Annotated in this window: 22 protein-coding genes; 10 read left to right on the top strand and 12 right to left on the bottom strand. The window is 68.3% G+C overall.

The genetic code is table 11. The features are described from left to right. Positions 1–132: 132 nt before the first annotated feature. Genes MOX01_RS13680 through sdhC form a run of 4 tightly spaced genes read right to left on the bottom strand, consistent with a single transcriptional unit; the run spans position 133 to position 3,630 of the window. A complete protein-coding gene (locus MOX01_RS13680; protein WP_058631793.1) occupies positions 133–900 on the bottom strand; it encodes a succinate dehydrogenase iron-sulfur subunit in 768 nt (255 codons plus the stop codon). Between the two features lie 2 nt (positions 901–902). After that, positions 903–2,729: a succinate dehydrogenase flavoprotein subunit gene (sdhA, locus tag MOX01_RS13675; RefSeq protein ID WP_046748937.1), complete on the bottom strand. Its 1,827-nt coding sequence runs from the start codon at positions 2,727–2,729 to the stop codon at positions 903–905. Positions 2,730–2,746: 17 nt separating this feature from the next. Further along, the gene (locus MOX01_RS13670) at positions 2,747–3,196 is read right to left on the bottom strand and encodes a succinate dehydrogenase hydrophobic membrane anchor subunit (protein WP_058631794.1); all 450 of its coding nucleotides are present in this window, start codon (positions 3,194–3,196) and stop codon (positions 2,747–2,749) included. Beyond that, positions 3,196–3,630 carry a succinate dehydrogenase, cytochrome b556 subunit gene (gene sdhC, locus MOX01_RS13665; protein WP_072591539.1) on the bottom strand — a complete coding sequence of 145 codons (435 nt, stop codon included), beginning with the start codon at positions 3,628–3,630 and terminating at the stop codon, positions 3,196–3,198. Before sdhC ends, MOX01_RS13670 begins: the two co-directional genes overlap by 1 nt. Positions 3,631–3,781: 151 nt before the next feature. Between sdhC and MOX01_RS13660 the strand changes: the two genes are divergently transcribed. From MOX01_RS13660 to MOX01_RS13615, 10 genes are all read left to right on the top strand, one after another. Next, complete coding sequence (locus MOX01_RS13660) at positions 3,782–4,897, top strand: mannose-1-phosphate guanylyltransferase (RefSeq protein ID WP_113681701.1); 1,116 nt, start codon at positions 3,782–3,784, stop codon at positions 4,895–4,897. A gap of 160 nt (positions 4,898–5,057) precedes the next feature. Continuing rightward, positions 5,058–6,179, top strand: coding sequence for a BMP family lipoprotein (locus MOX01_RS13655; protein WP_058631796.1), 1,122 nt, complete (start codon positions 5,058–5,060; stop codon positions 6,177–6,179). 131 nt (positions 6,180–6,310) lie between these two features. Then, positions 6,311–7,825 (top strand): ABC transporter ATP-binding protein, encoded by a 1,515-nt coding sequence (locus tag MOX01_RS13650; RefSeq protein WP_046748941.1) that lies wholly within the window; start codon positions 6,311–6,313, stop codon positions 7,823–7,825. Beyond that, positions 7,822–9,141, top strand: a complete 1,320-nt coding sequence (locus MOX01_RS13645) for an ABC transporter permease (protein ID WP_046748942.1) — start codon at positions 7,822–7,824, stop codon at positions 9,139–9,141. The genes MOX01_RS13650 and MOX01_RS13645 overlap by 4 nt, the downstream gene beginning before the upstream one ends. Further along, the gene (locus tag MOX01_RS13640) at positions 9,141–10,424 is read left to right on the top strand and encodes an ABC transporter permease (protein WP_371861866.1); all 1,284 of its coding nucleotides are present in this window, start codon (positions 9,141–9,143) and stop codon (positions 10,422–10,424) included. Before MOX01_RS13645 ends, MOX01_RS13640 begins: the two co-directional genes overlap by 1 nt. A gap of 27 nt (positions 10,425–10,451) precedes the next feature. Beyond that, positions 10,452–10,850: a cytidine deaminase gene (locus MOX01_RS13635; RefSeq protein WP_017828470.1), complete on the top strand. Its 399-nt coding sequence runs from the start codon at positions 10,452–10,454 to the stop codon at positions 10,848–10,850. Next, positions 10,847–12,160, top strand: a complete 1,314-nt coding sequence (locus MOX01_RS13630; RefSeq protein ID WP_046748944.1) for a thymidine phosphorylase — start codon at positions 10,847–10,849, stop codon at positions 12,158–12,160. The genes MOX01_RS13635 and MOX01_RS13630 overlap by 4 nt, the downstream gene beginning before the upstream one ends. A 50-nt stretch (positions 12,161–12,210) precedes the next feature. Further along, positions 12,211–13,326 carry an adenosine deaminase gene (locus tag MOX01_RS13625; RefSeq protein ID WP_046748945.1) on the top strand — a complete coding sequence of 372 codons (1,116 nt, stop codon included), beginning with the start codon at positions 12,211–12,213 and terminating at the stop codon, positions 13,324–13,326. 2 nt (positions 13,327–13,328) lie between these two features. Next, positions 13,329–14,438: a polysaccharide deacetylase family protein gene (locus MOX01_RS13620; RefSeq protein WP_141370140.1), complete on the top strand. Its 1,110-nt coding sequence runs from the start codon at positions 13,329–13,331 to the stop codon at positions 14,436–14,438. Positions 14,439–14,465: 27 nt separating this feature from the next. Beyond that, positions 14,466–15,383: a carbohydrate kinase family protein gene (locus MOX01_RS13615; RefSeq protein WP_141370138.1), complete on the top strand. Its 918-nt coding sequence runs from the start codon at positions 14,466–14,468 to the stop codon at positions 15,381–15,383. A gap of 3 nt (positions 15,384–15,386) precedes the next feature. On the opposite strand, the gene MOX01_RS13610 is transcribed toward MOX01_RS13615, so the two are convergent. The 8 genes from MOX01_RS13610 to MOX01_RS13575 all read right to left on the bottom strand — a co-directional run bounded on the left by MOX01_RS13610 (position 15,387) and on the right by MOX01_RS13575 (position 23,090). Continuing rightward, the gene (locus MOX01_RS13610) at positions 15,387–16,130 is read right to left on the bottom strand and encodes an alpha/beta hydrolase (protein ID WP_046748948.1); all 744 of its coding nucleotides are present in this window, start codon (positions 16,128–16,130) and stop codon (positions 15,387–15,389) included. A gap of 79 nt (positions 16,131–16,209) precedes the next feature. After that, positions 16,210–17,502 carry a flavin-containing monooxygenase gene (locus MOX01_RS13605; protein ID WP_058631801.1) on the bottom strand — a complete coding sequence of 431 codons (1,293 nt, stop codon included), beginning with the start codon at positions 17,500–17,502 and terminating at the stop codon, positions 16,210–16,212. 100 nt (positions 17,503–17,602) lie between these two features. Beyond that, the gene (locus MOX01_RS13600) at positions 17,603–18,760 is read right to left on the bottom strand and encodes a mannitol-1-phosphate 5-dehydrogenase (RefSeq protein ID WP_046748950.1); all 1,158 of its coding nucleotides are present in this window, start codon (positions 18,758–18,760) and stop codon (positions 17,603–17,605) included. Then, entirely contained in the window at positions 18,757–19,191 is a 435-nt protein-coding gene (locus MOX01_RS13595) for a PTS mannitol transporter subunit IIA (protein ID WP_046748951.1), read from the bottom strand. Before MOX01_RS13595 ends, MOX01_RS13600 begins: the two co-directional genes overlap by 4 nt. Then, entirely contained in the window at positions 19,188–20,819 is a 1,632-nt protein-coding gene (locus MOX01_RS13590; RefSeq protein WP_058631802.1) for a PTS mannitol transporter subunit IIBC, read from the bottom strand. Before MOX01_RS13590 ends, MOX01_RS13595 begins: the two co-directional genes overlap by 4 nt. Beyond that, complete coding sequence (gene ptsP / locus MOX01_RS13585) at positions 20,816–22,501, bottom strand: phosphoenolpyruvate--protein phosphotransferase (protein ID WP_141370136.1); 1,686 nt, start codon at positions 22,499–22,501, stop codon at positions 20,816–20,818. The genes MOX01_RS13590 and ptsP overlap by 4 nt, the downstream gene beginning before the upstream one ends. Further along, positions 22,498–22,779 carry an HPr family phosphocarrier protein gene (locus tag MOX01_RS13580; RefSeq protein ID WP_046748954.1) on the bottom strand — a complete coding sequence of 94 codons (282 nt, stop codon included), beginning with the start codon at positions 22,777–22,779 and terminating at the stop codon, positions 22,498–22,500. The genes ptsP and MOX01_RS13580 overlap by 4 nt, the downstream gene beginning before the upstream one ends. Continuing rightward, complete coding sequence (locus tag MOX01_RS13575; RefSeq protein WP_061016628.1) at positions 22,776–23,090, bottom strand: PTS sugar transporter subunit IIB; 315 nt, start codon at positions 23,088–23,090, stop codon at positions 22,776–22,778. The genes MOX01_RS13580 and MOX01_RS13575 overlap by 4 nt, the downstream gene beginning before the upstream one ends. Between the last annotated feature and the right edge of the window lie 105 nt (positions 23,091–23,195).

Below are 23,195 nucleotides of genomic sequence, written 5' to 3'. Positions count from 1 at the left end.
GTCGTGTTCATCCCCGCCTCCGCCTTCTCCACATGCGCTGTCTCAGGCAGAAACGCGAGGACAGGCGGCTCCGGAACGGAACCGCCTGTCCTCGCGTGATCGCCTGATACGGCTCGTGCGGGCGAAGCCCGGTCAGGGGCGGCCGCGCAGGACAGCCTGCTTGACCTCGGCGATGGCCTTGGTGACCTCGATGCCGCGGGGGCACGCCTCGGAGCAGTTGAAGGTCGTGCGGCAGCGCCAGACGCCTTCCTTGTCGTTGAGGATGTCGAGACGCACGGCGGCGTTGTCGTCGCGCGAGTCGAAGATGAAGCGGTGTGCGTTGACGATCGCCGCCGGGCCGAAGTACTGCCCGTCGGTCCAGAACACGGGGCACGACGAGGTGCACGCGGCGCACAGGATGCACTTGGTGGTGTCGTCGAAGATCTCGCGGTCGGCGATGGACTGCGTGCGCTCCTTGCCCTTCTCCGGAACGGAGTTCGCGACGAGGAACGGCTGCACCTCGCGGTACGAGGCGAAGAACGGCTCCATGTCGACGACGAGGTCCTTCTCCAGCGGCAGACCCTTGATGGCCTCGACGTAGATCGGCTTCGAGATGTCGAGGTCCTTGATCAGCGTCTTGCAGGCCAGACGGTTGCGTCCGTTGATGCGCATGGCGTCGGAGCCGCAGATGCCGTGGGCACAGGAGCGGCGGAAGGTCAGCGAGCCGTCGACCTCCCACTTGATCTTGTGCAGGGCGTCCAGCACGCGGTCGGTGGAGTAGAGCTCCACGTCGTAGTCGACCCAGTGCGGCTCGGAGTCGACCTCGGGGTTGAACCGGCGGATGTTGAAGGTGACGATGAAGGACTGGATGCCGGTCTCTTCGGTGGTGTCGGCAGGTGCCTCTGCGATGGCGGTCGACATGCTCAGTACTTCCTCTCCATCGGCGGGTAGTTGAACTCGCCCTGCTCGTTCTTCGTGAAGACGACGGGCTTCCAGTCGAGCTTGATGTGATCGCTCGGCGTGGACGAGTGCGGGTCGCCGGTCAGGTAGGCCATGGTGTGCTTCATGTACTTCTCGTCGTCGCGCGTCGGGAAGTCGTCGCGCATGTGTCCGCCGCGGCTCTCCTGGCGGTTCTGCGCGGCGTAGACCACGACCTCGGCGATGTCGAGCAGGAAGCCCAGCTCGACGGCCTCGAGCAGATCGGTGTTGAACCGCTTGCCCTTGTCGTCGACGTGGACGTTGAGGTAGCGATCGCGCAGTTCCTTGATGACGCCGAGCACGTGCTCGAGCGACTCGTGCGTGCGGAACACCTGCGCGCCCTTGTCCATCTCGTCCTGCAGCGTCTTGCGCAGCACCGCGATGCGTTCGGTGCCCTGGTTGTTGCGCAGACCCTCGATCATGCCGGACACGAAACCGGCCGGGTCCTCCGGCAGCGGCACGAACTCGGCGGTCTTCACATACTCGACGGCCTTGCGACCCGCGCGCTTGCCGAACACATTGATGTCGAGCAGCGAGTTGGTGCCGAGGCGGTTGGCGCCGTGCACCGAGACGCAGGCACATTCGCCGGCGGCGTACAGGCCGGGTACGACGGTGTCGTTGTCGGCGAGTACTTCGGCGTCGTTGTTCGTCGGGATGCCGCCCATCGCGTAGTGCGCGGTCGGCATCACGGGGACCGGCTCGACGACGGGGTCGACGCCCAGGTAGGTGCGGGCGAACTCGGTGATGTCCGGCAGCTTGGTCTCGAGCACCTCGGCACCGAGGTGCGTGCAGTCCAGCAGCACGTAGTCCTTGTGGGGACCGGCGCCGCGGCCCTCCGCGACCTCCTGGACCATGCAGCGCGCGACGATGTCACGTGGGGCGAGGTCCTTGATCGTCGGGGCGTAGCGCTCCATGAAGCGCTCGCCCGAGGCGTTGCGGAGGATGGCGCCTTCTCCTCGCGCTCCCTCGGTGAGGAGGATGCCGAGTCCGGCGAGGCCGGTCGGATGGAACTGGAAGAACTCCAGGTCCTCGAGCGGGAGGCCCTTGCGCCATACGATGCCGACGCCGTCGCCCGTGAGGGTGTGCGCGTTCGAGGTGGTCTTGAAGATCTTGCCGAAGCCGCCGGTCGCGAAGATCACGGCCTTGGCCTGGAAGACGTGCAGCTCGCCCGTGGCGAGGTCGTAGGCGACGACACCGGAGACCTGCGTCTTGCCGTCGGCGTCCTTCACCGTGAGGAGGTCGAGCACGTAGAACTCGTTGAAGAAGTTGATGCCGAGCTTCACGCAGTTCTGGAACAGCGTCTGCAGGATCATGTGGCCGGTGCGGTCGGCGGCGTAGCACGCGCGGCGGACCGGGGTCTTGCCGTGCTCGGCCGTGTGACCGCCGAAACGGCGCTGGTCGATCTTGCCCTCGGGGGTGCGGTTGAAGGGGAGGCCCATGTTCTCGAGGTCGATGACCGCGTCGATGGCCTCCTTCGCGAGGATCTCGGCTGCGTCCTGGTCGACGAGGTAGTCGCCGCCCTTGACGGTGTCGAAGGTGTGCCACTCCCAGGAGTCCTCCTCGACGTTCGCGAGGGCCGCCGCCATGCCGCCCTGCGCCGCACCGGTGTGCGATCGCGTCGGGTAGAGCTTGGAGATCACGGCGGTCTTCGCGCCGGGGCCGGCCTCGATGGCGGCGCGCATGCCCGCCCCACCGGCTCCCACGATCACGATGTCGAACTGGTGGTAGTGCACGCCGTCTCGGACGACGGAATCCTGCGTCTCGGTAGTCACTTCTCGTATGCCTTCTTCTAGTACCCGACGATCGCGGCGCATTCGGACCAGAGGACGCTGTCCTCGGTCACACCCAGGCACGGGTCGAACGTGAAGACCACGAGCGTGCCGAGGATGATGAGCAGGCCGGCGGCCAGCCCGAGCGCCCAGACCAGCGACTTGCGCGCCGTGCTGTTCGTCACGTAGTCGTTGACGATCGTGCGCATGCCGTTGGCGCCGTGGATGAGGGCGAGCCACAGCATGAGCACGTCCCACCACTGCCAGAACGGCGTGGCGAACTTGCCCGCGATGAACGCGAAGTCCAGTGCGTGGATGCCTTCGCCGACCATGAGGTTGACGAACAGGTGGCCGAAGATCAGCACGACGAGCACGACGCCCGAGACGCGCATGAAGATCCAGCCCCACTTCTCGAGGTTGACCCCGCGGCGGCGGCGGGCCGGAGCGGCGGCGACGGTCTGTGCGGACATCAGTGTCCCCCTCCGAATCCGGCGAACGCGAGCATCAGATGGCGGGGCACGAAGCCGGCCATGATGATGCCCCACACCAGCAGGACGCCCCAGAACAGCTGACGCTGGTACTTGGCGCCCTTCGACCAGAAGTCGACGGCGATGATGCGCAGACCGTTCATCGCGTGGAACACGATGCCGGCCACGAGCACGACCTCGCCGAGGGCCATGATGGGGTTCTTGTACGTGCCGATGACGGCGTTGTACGCCTCCGGCGACACCCTGATCAGCGCCGTGTCGAGCACGTGCACCAACAGGAAGAAGAAGATGGCGACTCCGGTGATGCGGTGAAGCACCCACGACCACATGCCTTCGCGACCCCGATAGAGGGTGCCGCGGGGGGTCTTTGACGTGGTTTCCGAAATCGACGGTGTCAAGCGGGCGCTTGTGGACACGGTCGTCCTCCCTGGATCGATGTGAACCGGTCGCGTGCGCTCAGGCACGCCCGATCGCTGTCCATCCTATTCCTGTCAGATCACTGGGAGCGACGAAGGGGAGCCTAAGTGTCTCGATGTCGAGATGTTCCGTGGGGCTACCCTGGGCAGGGTGAGCGCACCAATCAAGGATTTCTACGCAGTGATTCCCGCCGGCGGCATCGGCAGCAGGCTCTGGCCGTTGTCCCGAGCCGACGCTCCGAAGTTCCTGCACGATCTGACCGGCTCGGGGCATTCGCTGCTGCGCGACACCTGGGATCGGCTCATTCCGCTCGCGGGGGAGGATCGGATCGCGGTGGTCACCGGGCGTGCGCACCGTGCCGCCGTCGAGGCCGAATTGCCCGGCATCCCGGATCTGAACGTCTTCCTGGAGTCGGAGCCACGAGAGTCCGCGGCTGCGATCGGACTCGCCGCGGCGATCCTGCACCGCCGGAATCCCGACGTGGTGATCGGCTCGTTCAGTGCGGACCATGTGATCCGGGGAACGCGCGTGTTCGAGTTCGCCGTCCGCGACGCCGTCGAGGTCGCGCGGGAGGGGTACATCTGCACGATCGGCATCACCCCGACGGAGCCGGCTATCGGGTTCGGATACATCAAGATGGGCCCGGAGCTCGTGGTCGACGGTGCACGGGAGGCCGCTCTGGTGGCGAGCTTTGTCGAGAAGCCCGACCTCGAGACGGCGAAGGAGTACATCGCCGATCGCGGCTACCTCTGGAACGCCGGCATGTTCATCGCCAAGGCCAGCGTGCTGCTGGACGAGCTCGCTGCGAACGAACCGGAGCTGCACGCCGGTCTGCTCGAGCTCGCCGAGGCCTGGGACGATCGCGAACGTCGAGGGCCGGCTGTCGATCGGATCTGGCCGCGCCTGAAGAAGATCGCCATCGACTACGCGGTCGCCGAGCCCGCCGCGCGACGTGGACGCCTCGCCGTCGTCCCCGGTCACTTCGACTGGGACGATGTGGGTGACTTCGCCTCGCTCACCAAGCTCATCACCAACGGCCGCAAGAACGACCTCGCGGTGCTCGGGCCCAAGGCGCGCGTGCTCGCAGACGGCGCGAGCGGGATTCTGGTCAGCCAGACGACTCGCGTCATCAGCCTGGTCGGGGTGCAGGACATCGTCGTGGTCGACACCCCTGACGCCCTGCTCGTCACCACGGTGCAGCACGCGCAGCGGGTCAAGGGCGTCGTCGAGTCGCTCAAGCTCACGGGACGCGGTGACGTGCTCTGACACGTGCTCCGATGAGCAGGTGCTCACGCTCATCGGCTGTCTTGATTTCAGCTTGGTAACCATTGGCCAGCACGTGCGGCGCCGGTGTGCACAAAAACCGAAACACTAGGTAACTTTGATCGATCCGCGATGGCCGCGGTTTCGTTGAGGGAGGCATCAGTTGACCATCTCCACCACCAAGAAGCTGCTCGGCGTCACCGTCGCCGCTGGCGTCGTCTTCGCACTCGCCGGTTGCGGCCAGGCACCGACCGACAAGCCCGCCGGCTCCGGCGAGCCGGTTGCCTCGGACTTCCTGCCCTGCCTCGTCTCCGACGCCGGCGGCTGGAACGACAAGTCGTTCAACCAGTCCGCCAAGGAGGGCATGGACAGCGCCGCCGAGGAGCTGGACATCAAGCCGCTCGAATTCGAGTCGGCCAATGACAACGACTACGCGCCGAACCTGGAGACCGCCGTCTCCGAGGGCTGCTCGCTGATCGTCTCCGTCGGCTTCAAGCTGTCGGCCGCCACGGTCGAGTCCGCGCTCGCGAACCCCGAGATCGACTACGCGATCATCGACGACTGGGCCGACAACGACTTCGACGGCAACGTCGACGCTCCGAACATCAAGCCGCTGGTCTTCGACACGGCTCAGGCCGCCTACCTCGGTGGCTACGCCGCCGCGGCATGGTCCGCGCAGAGCGGTGTGAACAAGGTCGGCACCTTCGGCGGAATGCAGATCCCGTCGGTCGCCGTGTTCATGGACGGCTACCAGCTCGGCGTCGAGAAGTACAACGAGGACAAGTCGGCCGCTGTCGAGGTCTTCGGTTGGGACGAGGCCACGCAGAAGGGCTCCTTCACCGGTGGCTTCGACGCGAACGACACCGCCAAGCAGACCGCGCAGGGCGTGCTCGACCAGGGCGTCGACGTGATCCTCCCCGTCGGCGGTCCCGTGTACCAGAGTGCCGCGGCCGCGATCGCGGACAGCGGCAAGGACACCCTGATGCTCGGTGTCGACAGCGACCTCGCCGTCGCCGACCCGCAGGTCGCCGACATCACGCTCGTCTCGATCATGAAGGCGATCGACGTGGCTGTGAAGGACGCGACCCTCGCCGCTGCGAAGGGCGAGTTCGACCCGGCTCCCTACGTGGGCACGCTCGAGAACGAGGGCGTGAAGCTCTCCGGCTTCGGCGACTTCGAGTCGCAGCTTCCCGACGGCCTGATGGACGAGCTCAAGACCCTGCAGGAGCAGATCGTCTCGGGTGACATCAAGGTGGAGTCCCCGAACTCCCCGACGGCCAAGTAGATCCGTCGCAGTTCCCGCACGGGGCGAGTGGTGAGCAGTACGCCACTCGCCCCGTGCCGTGGGCGGACGACGAATCCGTCCACGACTCCTCTGGATAATCTTCTGGATACTCTTCTGGATAAGGTGCAGATATGAAGCTCGAACTTCGCGGCATCACCAAGCGCTTCGGCACCCTCGTCGCCAACGATCACATCGATCTCGTTGTCGAACCGGGGGAGATCCATGCGCTGCTCGGTGAGAACGGCGCAGGCAAGTCCACCCTCATGAATGTGCTCTACGGCCTGTACCAGGCCGATGAGGGCGAGATCCTCCTCAACGATGAGGTGCAGCGCTTCCGCGGTCCCGGAGACGCGATGGCTGCGGGGATCGGCATGGTCCACCAGCACTTCATGCTCGTCCCCGTGTTCACGGTGGCGGAGAACGTGATGCTCGGTCACGAGCAGACCAAGGCCCTCGGCAGGCTCGACATCGCGAAGGCGCGAGAGCACGTGCGCTCGGTCGCCGCCCGCTTCGGCTTCGACATCGACCCGGACGCCCTCGTCGGCGACCTCCCCGTGGGCGTGCAGCAGCGTGTCGAGATCATCAAGGCGCTCTCCCGCGATGCCAAGGTGCTGGTGTTCGACGAGCCGACGGCCGTGCTCACCCCACAGGAGACCGACGAGCTGATGGGCATCATGCGTCAGCTGCGTGACGAGGGCACGGCGATCGTCTTCATCACCCACAAGCTTCGTGAGGTCCGCGAGGTCGCGGACAAGATCACCATCGTCCGCCTCGGCCGCGTCGTCGGCGAGGCTTCGCCGACGGCGACCAACGCCGAGCTCGCCTCGCTCATGGTGGGACGAGCCGTCGAGCTCACCGTGCACAAGGAACCGCCCCGCCTGGGCGAGGGCGGTTTCGAGGTCAAGAACCTCCGCGTGCTGACTCCCGCGGGCGCGATCGTCGTCGACGGTGTCGACTTCGCCGTCCGCCCAGGGGAGGTGCTCGCGATCGCCGGCGTCCAGGGCAACGGGCAGACCGAGCTCGTCGAGGCGATCGTCGGTCTCGCCGCCCGCGTCGAGGGCAGCATCGAACTGGATGGCAACGAACTGGTCGGCAAGAGCGTGCGGGCGATCCTCGACGCCGGTGTCGGCTTCGTGCCGGAGGACCGCACCGAGGACGGCCTGGTCGCCGGGTTCTCGGTCGCGGAGAACCTGATCCTCGATCGTTCGGACGACCCCGCGTTCAGTCGGGCCGGGACCCTGCGCCGCGGGGTGCTCGACGAGTTCGCCCGCGCGCGCATCAAGGAGTACGACATCCGTACCCAGGGGCCGGAGACGCCGGCGGGCACGCTGTCCGGCGGAAACCAGCAGAAGGTCGTGATCGCCAGGGAGATGAGCCGAGAGCTTCGTCTTCTCGTCGCGGCACAGCCCACCCGTGGTGTCGACGTCGGCTCGATCGAGTTCATCCACAAGCGCATCATCGAGACGCGAGACGCCGGTGTGCCGGTGATCGTCGTCTCCACGGAGCTCGACGAGGTCGCAGCTCTCGCCGACCGGATCGCGGTCATGTACCGCGGCACGATCGTCGGCATCGTCCCCGGCGACACGCCTCGGGAGACGCTCGGACTCATGATGGCCGGAGCGGCCGAAGGGGAGGTGGCCGCGTGAGCGGAGCGACACCCGGCGCAGGAGACGTGACCAAGGGGATCCCGCCGCAGGAGCTCGCCACGAGCACCGGCACGGTTCCGCGCGACCCCAGCGATGTCCCCCCGCCTCCGCGCGGCAACGTGATCCTCAAGGAGATCCTCCGGGGGAGTGCCGTCACGACGATCCTCGCGATCGTCCTGGCCCTCATCGTCGGCGGCATCCTGATCGCCCTGACGAACGAAGACGTGCAGGCGGCCTCCGTCTACTTCTTCGCGCAGCCCGGCGACACCTTCGTCGCCGCCTGGAACGCGGTGTACAACGGGTACGAGGCGCTGTTCCGCGGGGCGATCTTCAACGCCCGCGGAGCCGACTTCGCCGCGCAGATCCGTCCCCTGACGAACACGCTCGGCTTCGCGGCACCGCTCATCGCGGCCGGTCTCGGCGTCGCACTCGCGTTCCGCGTCGGTCTGTTCAACATCGGTGCCCGCGGCCAGATGCTCATCGGTGTCGCCGTCGCGGCCCTGCTGACGTTCTCGCTCGACCTGCCGATCTGGCTGCACATCCCGGTCACGCTCATCGCGGGAATCGCGGGCGGTGCACTCTGGGGTGCGATCGCGGGGCTCATCAAGGCGCGCACCGGTGCGCACGAGGTGATCCTCACCATCATGCTCAACTACATCGCCTACTACCTGCTGCTGTGGATGATCCGCACCCCCGGACTCCTCCAGAAGCCGGGGACCAACCAGGCCCTGGGTTCCGCGACTCCGGAGAGCGCGCAGTTCCCGACCCTGCTCGGTCCGCAGTTCCCGCTGCTCGACCTCGGTTTCGTGATCGTGATCGTCGCCACGCTGTTCGTGTGGTGGCTCATCGAGCGCTCGTCCCTCGGCATGCGCATGCGCGCAGTGGGTGAGAACCCGCATGCGGCTCGTGCGGCGGGCATCAGCGTGCAGCGCATCTACGTCTACGCGATGCTCTTCGCCGGCGGTCTGGCCGGCCTCGCCGGCATGAACCAGATCCAGGGCGCCGTCACCACGGGTGTGACGGAGACCATCGACGCCGGCATCGGCTTCGACGCGATCACGGTCGCGCTCCTCGGACGCAGCCGCGCCTGGGGCACGTTCGCGGCCGGCATCCTGTTCGGTGCGCTCAAGGCGGGTTCGTTCTCGATGCAGGCGCAGAACATCCCGGTCGACATCGTGCTCGTCGTGCAGTCGCTCGTGGTGCTCTTCATCGCCGCGCCGCCGCTGCTGCGCACGGTGTTCTTCCTCCCGAAGACCGACATCGAGAAGGCGGCGAGGCTCAGAGCCAAGGCCGCGAAGAAGGCGGTGGCGGCATGATGTCCCTCGTGCAGACCCAGGCCGCGGACGGCACAGTGCAGCTCGCGACCGTCAAGGAACGGCACCTCAAGGCGCCGATCGTGCTCGCCGGAGCCACCGTGCTCCTGGCCCTGCTGTTCCTGCTCGTGCCGCGCGACGGCATCAGCACGTTCCGGCTCTCCGACCAGTCGTCGGCACTCGCCCTGCCCGACGTCGCCCTGCCGACCGCCTCGACCTTCTGGGTCGTCTTCGGCATCCTGGTGGTCCTGACCGTCGGAGCGTTCCTCCGCGCCTGGACCTATCGCAAGCCGTCGCTGTGGCTCGTGGTGGCCTACGGCGTGCTCGCCGTGTTCGCCTTCCTGGTCTGGGCTGCGGCAGGCGGGCTCGTCCCCGTCACCAGCCTGCTGTTCGGCGCGGTGTCGCTCTCGGTGCCGCTGGTGTTCGGCGCGCTGGGTGGTGTCATCGGCGAGCGTGCCGGTGTGGTCAACGTCGCGATCGAGGGCCAGCTGCTGCTGGGCGCCTTCTCCGCCGCGCTGCTCTCCAGCATCACCGGCAACCCGTTCGTCGGCCTTGTCGGCGCGATGATCGGCGGCGTCCTCGTGGCGAGCGTCCTCGCCGCGTTCGCGATCAAGTACCTCGTCGAGCAGGTCATCGTCGGTGTCGTGCTCAACGTGCTCGTCACCGGCCTCACCGGGTTCCTCTACGGCGCCCTGCTGGCCCCGAACGAGGCGACGCTGAACGCCCCGGTGCGGTTCCCGCGCTTCGAGATCCCGCTGCTCAGCGACATCCCCATCATCGGCCCCGTGCTCTTCAACCAGACGTTCATCGGGTACCTGATGTTCATCACCGTCGCGGTGGTGGCATGGGGCCTGTACCGCACGCGCTGGGGTCTGCGGCTGCGTGCCGTCGGCGAGCACCCGCAGGCGGCCGACACGGTGGGCATCAAGGTCAACCCGACGCGATTCTGGAACGTGCTGCTGGCCGGCGCGATCGCGGGCATGGGTGGTGCGTACTTCACACTCGTCTCGGTACCGCAGTTCGGCAAGGACATGACGGCGGGGCTCGGCTTCATCGCCCTCGCCGCGGTGATCTTCGGTCGCTGGGATCCGATCCGTGCGACCCTCGCCGCCCTGCTGTTCGGCTTCGCCACCAACCTGCAGAACCTGCTGTCGATCCTGAAGACGCCGATCCCCGGCGAGTTCATGCTGATGCTGCCGTACGTCGTGACGCTGCTCGCGGTCGCCGGGTTCGCCGGCCAGATCAAGGCGCCTGCCGCCGACGGCAAGCCCTACATCAAGTCGTAGCCCTGCCGGGAAGAGAGAAGCATCGCAATGACGGACATCGACTGGGATGAACTGCGCCAGGTCGCGACCGACGCCATGACCAAGGCCTACGCGCCCTACTCGCGCTATCGCGTGGGGGCTGCGGCCCTCGTGGGCGACGGTCGGATCGTGGCCGGCTGCAACGTCGAGAACGCCTCGTACGGTGTGACGCTGTGCGCGGAGTGCGCTCTGGTGGGCGACCTGCACATGTCGGGCGGCGGCCAGCTCGTCGCCTTCGTGTGCGTGAACAACGAGGGGCAGACGATCATGCCGTGCGGGCGCTGTCGCCAGCTGCTGTTCGAGCATGCGATGCCCGGGATGCTGCTGGAGACCGTCTCCGGCATCCGCACGATCGACGAGGTGCTGCCCGATGCGTTCGGGCCGCGCGACCTGGAGGAAGCACGATGACCGCTGGACAGGCTCAGGGAGCCATCGAACCGTTCGATGCGATCGATGTGATCCGCGCCAAGCGCGACGGCGGTGCGGTGCCCGAGCCCGCGCTGCGCTGGATGGTCGACGCCTACACGCGGGGCTACGTGTCGGACGCGCAGATGGCATCGTTCGCGATGGCGATCTTCCAGCGCGGCATGGAGCGCGACGAGATCCGGGTGCTGACGGATGCGATGATCGCGTCGGGGGAGCGGATGAGCTTCGCCTCGCTCGGCAAGCGCACCGTCGACAAGCACTCCACAGGCGGTGTGGGTGACAAGATCACGCTGCCGCTCGCGCCTCTGGTGGCATCCTTCGGTGTGGCGGTGCCGCAGCTGAGCGGTCGCGGTCTCGGACACACCGGCGGCACGCTCGACAAGCTCGAGTCGATCCCCGGCTGGCGCGCGGCTCTCAGCAACGAGGAGATGTTCGCGCAGATGCAGGGCGACGTGGGCGCTGTCATCTGCGCCGCCGGCTCCGGGCTCGCTCCCGCCGACAAGAAGCTCTACGCGCTCCGCGACGTCACCGGCACCGTGGAGGCGATCCCGCTGATCGCCTCCAGCATCATGTCGAAGAAGATCGCGGAGGGGACGGATGCCCTCGTGCTCGACGTGAAGTTCGGATCCGGTGCGTTCATGCAGGACATCGACCGCGCTCGCGAGCTGGCGCGCACGATGGTCGCCCTCGGCACCGACTCCGGCGTCGCGACGACCGCCCTGCTGACCGACATGAACGTCCCGCTCGGCCTCGCGATCGGAAACGCGAACGAGGTGCGGGAGTCGGTGGAGATCCTCGCCGGTGGCGGACCCTCCGACGTGCGGGAGCTGACCATCGCCCTGGCGCGCGAGATGCTGGCCCTCGCCGGACAGCCGGACGCCGACGTGGAGGCCGCGCTCGACGACGGGCGTGCCATGGACACCTGGAAGGCGATGATCCGCGCGCAGGACGGCGATCCGGATGCCGAGCTGCCGACGGCACGGGAGACGCACCAGGTGCTGGCACCGGCCGACGGCGTCGTCACGCGCATGGACGCCCTTCCGTTCGGCGTCGCCGCCTGGCGTCTCGGCGCGGGTCGCGCCAGGGCGCAGGATCCCGTGATCTTCGAAGCGGGAATCGATCTGCACGCGAAGCCCGGCGATCGCGTCGTCGCCGGTCAGCCGCTGTTCACCCTCTCCGCCGCAGACGATGCTCGTTTCGGCCGGGCGCTCGATGCGCTCGATGGCTCGTGGGAGATCGGGGACGAGGCGCCGGTCACCGGTCCCATCGTCCGCGAGCGCATCACCGCGTGACGTCGGACCGCTAGCCTGATCTGAGCACATCCGCGACCGAGAGGATCACCATGTCGATCGATGCGAACGGCGACGTCACGCTTCAGGGCGTCTCCCTGCGGAGCCTGCCCAAGGTGTCGCTGCACGACCACCTCGACGGTGCGGTACGGCCCGCCACGATCATCGAGCTCGCGGATGAGATCGGACTGGACGTTCCCGAGTCGAAGCCTGCTGCTCTGGGTTCGTGGTTCGCGAAGCAGAGCGACTCGGGTTCTCTGGTCGAGTACCTCAAGACGTTCGACCTCACCACCGCCGTGATGCAGACCCAGGAGGGGCTCACCCGCGTCGCGCGCGAGTTCGTGCAGGATCTCGCCGCCGACGGAGTGATCTACGGCGAGGTGCGCTGGGCACCAGAGCAGCATCTGGCTCGCGGTCTCACGCTCGAGCAGACCGTGGAAGCCGTGCAGCAGGGCATCGAAGAGGGAGAAGACCTCGCCGACCGCTCCGGACGCAGCATCCGGGTCGGGCAGCTCATCACCGCGATGCGCCACACCGACCGCGCCCTCGAGATCGCCGAGCTCGCGGTCGACTTCCGCGGTCGCGGTGCGGTGGGCTTCGACATCGCGGGACCGGAGGACGGATTCCCGCCGTCGAACCACCGCAAGGCGTTCGACTACCTCGCCGAGAACTTCTTCCCCGTCACCGTGCATGCGGGCGAGGCGGCCGGCCTGGCCTCGATCCGCTCGGCGCTGCTGGACGGGCGCGCCCTGCGCCTCGGCCACGGCGTGCGCATCGCGGAGGACCTCCAAGTCATCACGCAGGAGGGCGACGAGGTGCAGGTGCAGTTCGGCGACCTCGCTCGCTGGGTGCGCGACCGTGAGATCCCGCTCGAGCTCTCGCCGTCGTCGAACCTGCAGACCGGGGCGATCGCCGCGTGGGGCGACACGATGGTGGATCACCCGTTCGACCTGCTCTACCAGCTCGGGTTCGCGGTGACCGTGAACGTCGACAACCGCACCATGAGCGCCACGTCTCTCACGCGGGAACTCGCCCGGCTGGTCGAGACGTTCGAGTACGACCTCGACGACCTCGAGACGTTCCAGTTCAATGCGGCTGCTGCGGCGTTCCTGCCCGTCGAGGAGCGCGAGGAGCTCGTGGAGATGATCGCCGAAGGCTTCGACGCCTGATCATGGCTTCCGGGGGGAAGAAGCGGGCCGCACGAACCGCCGTCATCGTCGGCACCATCGCGGCGGCGGTCGTGGTCGGAGGAGGCATCGCCGCCTTCGCCTGGATGAACCGCACGCCGGAGAACACCGTCCCGAAGGCGCAGTCCACGACGATCGAGCATCCGCTGACTCCCGCGGAGCAGATCGTCGCCGATGCGGACGACCCGCGCGCCTGCGCTGTCACGTTCTCGGGCGAGGGTGCGCCCACCGATCCGATGCTGCAGTTCCAGGACGACCTCTACCAGGGATTGCCGATCCCGCAGCTCGACGGCAGGGTGTTCGCCGGCTGGTACGCGAGCGCGGCGGATGCCGGGGCGCTCACCGTCGCCGCGCGTGTGAACGGCGCAGACCCCGTGGTGTGCGCCGATCAACAGGTCGAGCTCTTCGCGGCCTGGCGGACGCCGGAGGAGAACGCGGCCGAGAACGTGCGGGTGCCCATCCTGATGTACCACCAGTTCACGGCGAACCCGGAGGGGGAGAAGGGCTGGTTGCGGGGCAACTACGCCTACATCGGCGACTTCGACGCGCAGATGAACCACATCGCGACGACGGGGTTCTACCTGCCGACGTGGGACGAGCTCAGCGCCTTCATCGACGGTCGGCTCTCGCTTCCCGCCAAGAGCGTGATCATCACCGATGACGACGCCGACCAGTCGTGGTTCGATCTTGCGGTGCCGGTCGTCGACAGGTACAAGCTGCTCAGCACGTCGTTCATGATCACGGCCTACCGGCAGGATCCGGCGCCCTCGATCTACGTGCAGCGTCGCTCGCACACGCACGACATGCACCAGGCCGGAGACAACGGCAAGGGCCGGATGGTCAACTGGACGGCCGATCAGATCGCGGCCGACCTCACCACGTCGGCCGGCGTGCTCGGCGTGGGGCAGGTCGTCGCGTATCCGTTCGGGCACTACAACGACACCGCCAAGCAGGGAGTCGCCCAGGCCGGATTCGAGATGGGGCGCACCATCGAACCCGGATACGTGACGATCGGCACCGACAAGCTCGCTCTCCCCGTCGTGCGCATCGACTACGGCATGGGGCTCGACGCACTGGTCTCGCGCATCGGCTGAGGGCGGAGCACGCGGCAGGATGGTGCCATGCCCTCCTCCTCAGAGTCCGCCTCCGTCGTCATCGTCGGGCCGGCGTCGTGGAACACGATCGTCGTGCTCGACCGGCTGCCGGAGCCGGTACCGCACATGCAGTTCGCCGAGAGCGCCTGGGAGACGGTCGGAGGCACGAGCGCGGGCAAGGCGCTCAGCCTGACCGCGCTGGGCAGGTCTGTCCGGCTCCACGCCACCGCCGGGGTGGACAGGGAGGGCGTACACGTCCGAGAGGCCCTACGTGCCGCGGGGGTGCCGGTGGACTGGCATGACGGTGTCACGGAGCGGCATCTCAATCTGATGACGCGCGCGGGTGAGCGGGTCTCGCTCTACCTGGCCACGCCGGGGGAGACGACGGGTGAACACGACCGGCTCGCGCACGGGGAGATGGCGGCAGCCGACGCCGTCGTGCTCGACCTTGCGGCCGAACCCCTGCGTCTGCTGCCCCTGGCCCGGTCGACCGGTACGCCGATCTGGGTCGACGTGCACGACTACGACGGGTCGGCGGACTACCATCGGCCTTTCCTCGCCGCCGCCGACGCGGTGTTCTGCAACGCCGACAGACTCGACGACCCGATCGGGTTCCTCCGATCACTCATCGCGGAGAAAACCCGTCTTGCCGTCTGCACCCTGGGCGCGGACGGTGCCGTCGCGGTCGACGAAGACGGCACCGTCCACCGGGTTCCTGCAGAATCCGTCGATGTCGTCGACACGAACGGGGCGGGAGATGCCTTCCTGGCTGGGGTGCTCGATGCACGGCTCGACGGAGCCGACGTCCCCACCGCCCTCCGGGCGGGAGCCCGGTCAGCGGCGACGGCGCTGCGAACGCGACACCTGCATCCGTTGCTCGACTCCGTGCTCGACCCCGTGCTCGACCCCGTGCTCGACCTCGGGTTCGAGCCTGTGGGGGAGTGAGGCTCAGGGGGCGAGCGGGGCGAGGAAGTCTCCGGCGAGACGCGTGACCTCCGCATGCATGTCGTCGCTCGAGATGGTCGGGGTGCCGTCGCCGTCCTGTGGACCGTAGTCGCCGAAGGAGGCGTGAGATGCGCCCTCGATCTCGACCAGGTCGGCATCGCCGGGCAGCTCGGGCCGGGCATCCGCGATCTTCTGGGGCGTGGACAGCCCGTCCTCGCTCCCCGCGAGGCTCAGAACGGGCAGGTCGCTTCCGGAGAGGTCGTTCGCGCAGTAGGACGCGAACAGCACCAGCGCGTCGGCATCGGACGCGAGCTGACAGGCACGCACCCCGCCCAGTGAGTGGCCGCCGACGCTCCATACGTCGATTCCGGGGGCCGCGGAGGTGAACGCGTCGAGACCGCGCGGGTCGAAGAATGCCAGGTTGAGCCATGGGCGCGTGATCACGACGGTGACCCCGTCCTCGGCCAGGCCCTGCAGGATGGCCGCGTATGCCCACGGGTCGACCTTGGCTCCGGGGATGAACACGAGGCCGAGGTCCGAGTCTCCGTCCGCGGGAGCGAGCACGATGCCCTGGTCGGCGTCGGTCACCGTGATCGCCGGGTTCTCGCGCACGGCCGCGAGCGGTTCCGGCTCCGCGGACATGACGCCGATCTGGCTCCAGGCGAGTACACCGCCGACGGCGAGCACGAGCACGATGGCGATGCTCCACAGCACGCGCCTCAGGATCCGGTGGGACTTCTTCTTCACGGGACAACGCTACTCCGCGCGGTGACCCGGTGATGCACGACGGCGCTCTCGCGACGGCGACCCGCGACGGCGGCTGCGCTCAGGCCGGCACCTCGAGTGCGCCCTTCTCCCGTCGCACGGCCGTGCGGTAGGCGTCCTTGTTCACGTAGTAGGCCATCCGGTCGAGGCCCAGGTAGTGGTAGCCGCCGGTGACATCCGGCCACGGGGTCTCGGTCACGCGTCGGCGGAAGCGTGCGGCGCGCGTCGGCTCCTCCTCGGCGGCGCTCAGATAGGCCGCCAGCAACTCGGCCTGCTCGTAGCGGCCCTGCCAGCCGATGCCGGAGGCTTCGATCATGCCCATCACGTAGAGACCGTTGAACGACGACGGGAACACGTTCAGGAACAGTCGCGGCGAACCGCCTCGCCAGTGCAGGTGCTCCCTGTCGACGAACGGATAGTCGAGGGTGTACCCGGTGGCCAGCAGCACGAGGTCGTAGTCGTCGGCGCCGCCGTCGCGGAAGTGCACGGTCGGCCCGTCGAACCGGTCGACGTCGGCGCGGATCCGCAGATCGCCCTGCCCGAGGTGGTTCAGGATCAGGGTGTTCACGATCGGGTGCGACTCGTAGATGCGGTAGTCGGGCTTCGGGAATCCGAAGCGCACGGGGTCGCCCGTGAAGGCGCGCAGCACGCGGCTGTCGAGCGCCTGCTTGATCCTGGCGGGCAGCGGGCGGCCCTGGTTCAGGGTGTCGCTGGGTCTTCCGAACAGGTAGCGCGGCACGAAGTAGTAGCCGCGCCGCACGCTCATGTCGACGGACACCGCATGATGCACGGCGTCCACCGCGATGTCGCAGCCGGAGTTGCCCGCGCCGATCAGCAGCACCCGTCTGGACTTCAGCTGCTCCGGCGACTTGTAAGCGCTCGTGTGCAGCAGTTCGCCCGTGAACTCGCCGGAGAAGGAGGGAACGTTCGGCCGGGCGAGCGTTCCGTTCGCCAGCACGACACCCGTGTACCACCGGGTCTCGACGCCGTCGGGGCCGGTGCTCGTGAGATCCCATCCGCCATCGCGCGGTTCGAGCCGCGTCACGCGCGTGTCGAACCGGAACAGAGCGGTGAGGTCGAAGTGGGCGGCGTAGTCCTCGAAGTACTCCTTGAGAACGCGGTGACCCGGGTAGTCGACCGAGGAGCGCATGGGGAACTCGGTGAACTCCGTCGTGGTCCGCGAGGAGATGAGGTGAGCCGACTCGTACATCGTGCTGCGGGGATTGTCGATGTCCCACAGGCCGCCGACGCCGTGCGAGGCCTCATACCCGTCCACGCCGATCCCGCGCTTCTGCAGCGCTCGTGCGGCGGCGAGGCCCGATGGTCCCGCACCGATCACGGCATATCCGTTCATGTGGCTCCCGCACCTCGCTGTCCTCCCGCACGCCGTCGTGTCGAGAAACGCCCCCGCCCACCGATGGTATCGGCAGACGGGGGCGTCTCTGAGCGAGGGGTCAGACAGCTCCCAGACGCTGTTGCCTGGCCGCGACGGCGTCCCGGATCAGCGGGAACAGCGGGTGCTCCGGGTCGAGGCCTGTCGTGGTGGTGGTGAACGCGGCAGGGTCCTCGGCACGGAGCAGCTGCTGCAGCTCGACAGACTGCTCGTCGGCGGGATCGTCGAACTCGAGCGCTGCGGACACGGCGGCGACCAAGGCGTCGGTGGGCAACCCCCGCTCTGCGGCCATGGCCGCCGGGCCAACGAAGCGCTCATGCCGTGAGATCTTCCGCAGCGGCTGACGTCCGACGCGCTGCACGGTGTCGACGAGCGCGGGGTTGCGGAAGCGCTCCAGGATCGTCGCGCGGTAGTCGGCGAGGTCTGCCGGGTCGAGCCCGTGCTCGGCGACCAGGACGGCCGACGTCTCCTCGAGCGCCGCCGAGACGCTCGAGGAGATGTCCGAGTCGGCGAGGGCGTCCGAGATGCGCTCGATGCCCGCACGCGCCCCGAAGTACGCGGTCGCCGCATGGCCGGTGTTCACCGTGAACAGCTTGCGTTCGATGTACGGCGCCAGGTCGTCGACGAAGTGCGCGCCGGGGATGTTCGGCAGCGCGCCCTCGAAGGGTCCCGACTCGATGGCCCACTCGAAGTAGGGCTCGACCGTCACGTCGACCCCCGATCCCTCCGGCTGCGCCGGGACGATGCGGTCGACGGCCGTGTTGGCGAAGACCGCGCGCGCGAGCAGCGTCTCTGCATCCGCGCCCGCTGCGGCGACGATCTCCCGCCGCAGCAGCTCCGTTGCCCCGATCGCGTTCTCGCACGCCATCACCTGCAGCGGCGCGGAGTCCGGACTGCGCAGGGCGAGCCCGGCGACGATCGACGGCGCCACGAACCGCAGCACCGTCGGGCCCACCGCGGTCGTGACGACATCCGCGGTGGCGACCTCCTCGGCCACCGCGGCCGGATGCGTCCTGCTGTTGACCGCGCGGAACCCGGTCACGACGTGATCGGTCCCTCCGGGGCCGGCCTCGTGCACCGTGTACGAGTCGACCTCGTTGATCGCGTCGACGAGCGCATCGGCGACGTCCGAGAAGACCACCTCGTACCCGCCGTCGCTCAGCAGCAGACCGACGAACCCGCGCCCGATGTTGCCCGCCCCGAAGTGGACCGCCTTCATCCTTCGTTCACCTCCGAGAGGAGGGCGTAGAGCTCCTCGGCGGTCTGTGCCGCCGACAGCCTGGCGACATCGTCCTCCTCGGAGAACAGGATGGCGATGCGGGAGAGGATCTCCAGGTGCTCGTCCCCGACGCCGGCGATGCCGATCACGAAGGTCGCGGGCTCGCCGGACCAGTCGACGCCCCCGTCATAGCGGACGACCGACAGTGCGGAGGCGAGGATCGTGTCCTTCGCCTCGTTCGTGCCGTGCGGTATGGCGAGGCCGTTGCCCATGAAGGTCGACACCGTCTCCTCACGCTGCCGCATCGCGTCGACGTAGGCCGGGGTGACCGCACCGGCGGCGACGAGGATGTCCGTCGCCTCCTGCAGAGCCTCGTCTCGTGTCGCACCACCGGGGTGGATGCGGACCTGATCCTGGGTGAGGACGCTCATTCTGTTTCCTTTCGCTGCTCGCGCACCATCTCGACGACTTCTTCGTAGCGGGGTGAGTTCATGAAGTTGTCCACGGAGACGTGGACGGAGTTCGGCGACTTCGCCTCGGCGCGCTCGGTGAGCTGCTGCTGGGTGATGACGACGTCAGCCGTTCCGTCGAGGTTCGCGATCGCCTGGTTGGTGACCGTGATGTCCTCGATGCCGGCCTTCTTGAGCTTGTTGCGCAGCACGCTCGCGCCCATGGCGGACGAGCCCATCCCGGCGTCGCAGGCGAACACGATCCGCTCGATCGGTGCGGAGATCACGGTCGCGCTCGTGGCGGCCGTGGCTTCCGGAGCCGCGGATGCCGTCGACGTGCGCAGCGCGTCCATCGCGGCGGACGACTTGCCCTTGTTGGCCTCGGTCTGTGCGATCGCGGCGCCGAAGGTGTCGCTCTCGGCCTCGAGGTCGCGCTTGCGGGAGGCCCGCAGGATCACGCCGGTGATGAGGAAGGTCACGGTCGCTGCGACGATGACCGAGAGGTAGACGACCAGGAGGTTGCCGACTCCCGGGCCGATGGCCGCAGCCGTCACGGCGATGATGCTTCCCGGTGCTGCAGGGAAGGCGAGACCCCCGCCGAGGACCATGTTCGTGGTGACCCCGGCTGCACCACCCGCGATGAGGGCGAGGATCGTGGTCGGCTTGCTGAGAGCGTAGGGGAAGTAGATCTCGTGGATGCCACCGAAGAACTGGATGATCGCCGCGCCGGGAGCGGATGCCTTCGCCGCACCGACCCCGAAGAAGGTGAAGGCGAGGAGCAGACCGAGGCCGGGCCCGGGGTTCGCCTCGATGAGGAACAGGATCGACTTGCCGGTCTCGGTCGCCTGCTCGATGCCGAGCGGGGTGAACACGCCGTGGTTGATGGCGTTGTTCAGGAACAGCACCTTCGCGGGCTCGACGATGATCGATACGAGCGGGAGCAGCTGCAGCGAGACCAGCCAGTCGACGGCCGTGCCGAGCGCGGCGCTGATGCCGAGCATCACGGGGCCGAAGGCGAAGAAGCCGAAGATCGCGAGCAGCATGCCGAGGATACCGGCGGAGAAGTTGTTGACCAGCATCTCGAAGCCGGGCTTGATCTTGCCGTCCCACAGCCGGTCGACCTGCTTCATGACCCAGGCGGCGAGGGGGCCCATGATCATGGCACCGAGGAACATCGGGATGTTCGTGCCGACGATCACGCCGACGGTGGCGATCGAGGCGACGACGCCTCCGCGCTCGCCGTAGACCATGCGGCCGGCGGTGTTCGCGATCAGCAGCGGCAGCAGGTACGTCACCATCGGGCCGACCAGTCCGACGTAGGCGAGGATGTTGCCGTCCGCGCCTTCGGCCACGGCGGTCATCGCGCCCTGCCAGCCGATGATGACGGAGTCGCCGCCACCGCCGAGGATCTCGGACACGCCTGCCCAGTGCCAGCCGAACGGGCTCTCCGCGCCGAAGAACCCCTTCGGGATGAACAGCATCGTGATGAAGCCCCAGGCGATGAAGGCGGCGATGTTGGGCATGATCATGCCCGAGAGGAATGTGCCGAAGCGCTGCACTCCTACGCGCAGGCCGCCGGGTCTGGTGGCGGCAGGTGACGTCGTCGTCATGATGTCGTCTCTTTCTTGTGGAGGGGGAGTTCCGCGGCGAGGGCTGCCACGGCGTTTCGGGCGGAGGAGGCATCGTCGGCGGCCAGGGCGGCCATGGCGAGACTCCGCGCCTCGGACGGGGTGCGCTCGGACAGCGCATGACGGACATCGGCCAGGGCGGAAGGCGCCATCGACAGGCTCGTCGCGCCGAGACCGACCAGCACCACGGCGAGCAGCGGATCGGCGGCGGCTTCGCCGCAGATCCCGACGGGTTTGCCGAGTCGGGCACCTGCATCGCCGACCTCGCGGACGAGGCGGAGGACGGCAGGGTGCCAGGGGTCCTGGAACCCTGCGACCGAGCCGAGCATCCGGTCGGCAGCCATCGTGTACTGCGTGAGGTCGTTGGTGCCGATCGAGGCGAAGTCGGCGTGCGCGAGCACGCGATCGGCGAGCAGAGCGCTCGCCGGGATCTCGACCATCACTCCCGCGGTCTTCAGCCCGTACTCGCGTGCGAGTCCCGTGAAGTAGACGGTCTCCTCGACCGTTGCGACCATGGGAGCCATCACCCAGAGATCGGCCTCGGTCACGGCGGCGGCCTCGGCGAGTGCGGTGAGCTGCTCCCGCAGGATGTCCTCGCTGGCGCGCAGCGCCCGCAGACCCCTGAGCCCGAGCGCCGGGTTCTCCTCGTGTGCATCGTTGAGGAAGGCCAGAGGCTTGTCAGCGCCGGCATCGAGCATCCGCACCACGACCTTCCGGCCGGGGAAGGCCGCGAGCAGCTCGCGGTACGACTCGCGCTGCTGAGCGATGGTGGGCGCCTGGGCGGAGGAGAGGAACAGGAACTCGGTACGGAACAGCCCGACGCCCTCGGCCCCCCGAGCGACCGCGTCGGCCGCATCTGCAGGCTTCCCCAGATTCGCGAGCAGCGCGACAGGCGTGCCGTCGGCGAGAGCGCCGGGAGTGAGTGGGGCCGCGTCGGCCGACCGCCGAGCGGCAGCGCGCTCGGTGGCGCGAGCCTTCTCGTCCTCCGTCGGTTCGCGCGTGACCACGCCGCTGGCCGCATCGACGATCACGGTCTCGCCGGTGGTCAGCATCTCGCCGTCGGCGACGCCCACGATCGCGACGATGCCCTTCTCCCTGGCGAGGATCGCCGTGTGCGAGGTCGGGCCGCCGTCGGTGGTGATCAGTGCCAGGACCTGATCCAGATCGAGGAGTGCGGTGTCCGCCGGCGCGAGGTCGCGGGCGACCAGCACGAACGGGTGTCCCGGGTTCGGGACACCCGGGGCGTCGACGCCGCGAAGATGCGCGAGCACTCGCTGCGCGATGTCGTCCAGGTCCGCGGCGCGTTCGCCGAGGTAGCCGCCGACCGCCTCGAGCGTGGCGCGGAACCCGGCGAATGCGTCGTGCACGGCCCACTCGGCCGTCGCCCCCGCGTCGATCCGTGTGTCGACCTCGTCCTGGAGCGTCGGGTCCTCGGCGATCATGGCCTGCGCCTCGAGGACCTCCTGCGCGGATCCTCCGGCTGCCTCGCCGCGCTCGTTCAGTGCCTTTGCCACGACCGAGACGGCGTCGCGGACCCTCGCTCGTTCGGCGTCAGCCCCCGCGGTGCTCGGCGTGTTCTCCGGGGCCGGCATCGCCTCGGCCATGCGGACGATCGGCCCCTGGGCGACCCCGAGACCGATGCCCACTCCGCGCAGCTCGCTCATCCGGCGGCGTCCTGGTCGTGGTCGGTGGTGAGGAGCTCGGTGAGGGTGTCGAGCACGTTCTCCGCGCCGTCGCCGTCCGCCGTGAGCGTGACGTAGTCGCCGTGCTCGATCGCGAGGGCGATGACGCCGAGGATGCTCGCCGCGTTGACGGGTTTTCCGGAATCCTTGGCGATCGTCACGGCGATGCCGGAGTCCTTCGCCGCCTGCGCGAACAGCTTGGCTGGACGGGCGTGGAGTCCATGGGAGGAGCCGATCCGGACGGTGCGGGTGGCGGTCATGATGTTCCTTTCGGGGTTTCGCCGGCGGCGAGGAGCGAACGGGCGAGGACGAGCGTGCGCGAGCCGTCGAGATCGGAGAAGACGTCGTCCGGGAGGATGGCGACCGGCGCGTTCGAGTTCTCGCGGATGGCGTCGAGGCGGTCGGCCAGGTGCGGGCCGACCAGGATCAGGTCGTGGTCGGAATCCGAGGCGGAGCCCTCGGTCCCGGCGGATGCGTCCCAGGCCAGACCGGCCGTCTCCGCGGCACGGCGGAGCCGTTGCGCGACGAACGTGCTCGATGCTCCCGCACCGCACACCACGAGGATCCTCATCGATGCCCACCTACTTCCTGAGAACAGTCTGGGAACCAGGAAGGGGTGCGCGCCAACACGATCCTTTCCGCCCCCGCGGAACGGCGCCTTCCGCCCCGAGGCGCC

Origin of the sequence: Microbacterium oxydans (assembly GCF_006540085.1) — a bacterium.
Classification (GTDB): Bacteria; Actinomycetota; Actinomycetes; order Actinomycetales; family Microbacteriaceae; genus Microbacterium; species Microbacterium oxydans.
This window is presented reverse-complemented; position numbering and strand designations above follow the sequence as displayed.

Excerpts from the sequence above, each read along its gene's own strand:
- MOX01_RS13680 (WP_058631793.1), bottom strand. The coding sequence starts at position 900 with ATGTCGACCGCCATCGCAGAGGCACCTGCCGACACCACCGAAGAGACC.
- MOX01_RS13670 (WP_058631794.1), bottom strand. The coding sequence starts at position 3,196 with ATGTCCGCACAGACCGTCGCCGCCGCTCCGGCCCGCCGCCGCCGCGGG.
- MOX01_RS13650 (WP_046748941.1), top strand. The coding sequence starts at position 6,311 with ATGAAGCTCGAACTTCGCGGCATCACCAAGCGCTTCGGCACCCTCGTC.
- MOX01_RS13640 (WP_371861866.1), top strand. The coding sequence starts at position 9,141 with ATGTCCCTCGTGCAGACCCAGGCCGCGGACGGCACAGTGCAGCTCGCG.
- MOX01_RS13635 (WP_017828470.1), top strand. The coding sequence starts at position 10,452 with ATGACGGACATCGACTGGGATGAACTGCGCCAGGTCGCGACCGACGCC.
- MOX01_RS13630 (WP_046748944.1), top strand. The coding sequence starts at position 10,847 with ATGACCGCTGGACAGGCTCAGGGAGCCATCGAACCGTTCGATGCGATC.
- MOX01_RS13625 (WP_046748945.1), top strand. The coding sequence starts at position 12,211 with ATGTCGATCGATGCGAACGGCGACGTCACGCTTCAGGGCGTCTCCCTG.
- MOX01_RS13620 (WP_141370140.1), top strand. The coding sequence starts at position 13,329 with ATGGCTTCCGGGGGGAAGAAGCGGGCCGCACGAACCGCCGTCATCGTC.
- MOX01_RS13615 (WP_141370138.1), top strand. The coding sequence starts at position 14,466 with ATGCCCTCCTCCTCAGAGTCCGCCTCCGTCGTCATCGTCGGGCCGGCG.
- MOX01_RS13605 (WP_058631801.1), bottom strand. The coding sequence starts at position 17,502 with ATGAACGGATATGCCGTGATCGGTGCGGGACCATCGGGCCTCGCCGCC.
- MOX01_RS13600 (WP_046748950.1), bottom strand. The coding sequence starts at position 18,760 with ATGAAGGCGGTCCACTTCGGGGCGGGCAACATCGGGCGCGGGTTCGTC.
- MOX01_RS13595 (WP_046748951.1), bottom strand. The coding sequence starts at position 19,191 with ATGAGCGTCCTCACCCAGGATCAGGTCCGCATCCACCCCGGTGGTGCG.
- MOX01_RS13590 (WP_058631802.1), bottom strand. The coding sequence starts at position 20,819 with ATGACGACGACGTCACCTGCCGCCACCAGACCCGGCGGCCTGCGCGTA.
- ptsP (WP_141370136.1), bottom strand. The coding sequence starts at position 22,501 with ATGAGCGAGCTGCGCGGAGTGGGCATCGGTCTCGGGGTCGCCCAGGGG.
- MOX01_RS13580 (WP_046748954.1), bottom strand. The coding sequence starts at position 22,779 with ATGACCGCCACCCGCACCGTCCGGATCGGCTCCTCCCATGGACTCCAC.
- MOX01_RS13575 (WP_061016628.1), bottom strand. The coding sequence starts at position 23,090 with ATGAGGATCCTCGTGGTGTGCGGTGCGGGAGCATCGAGCACGTTCGTC.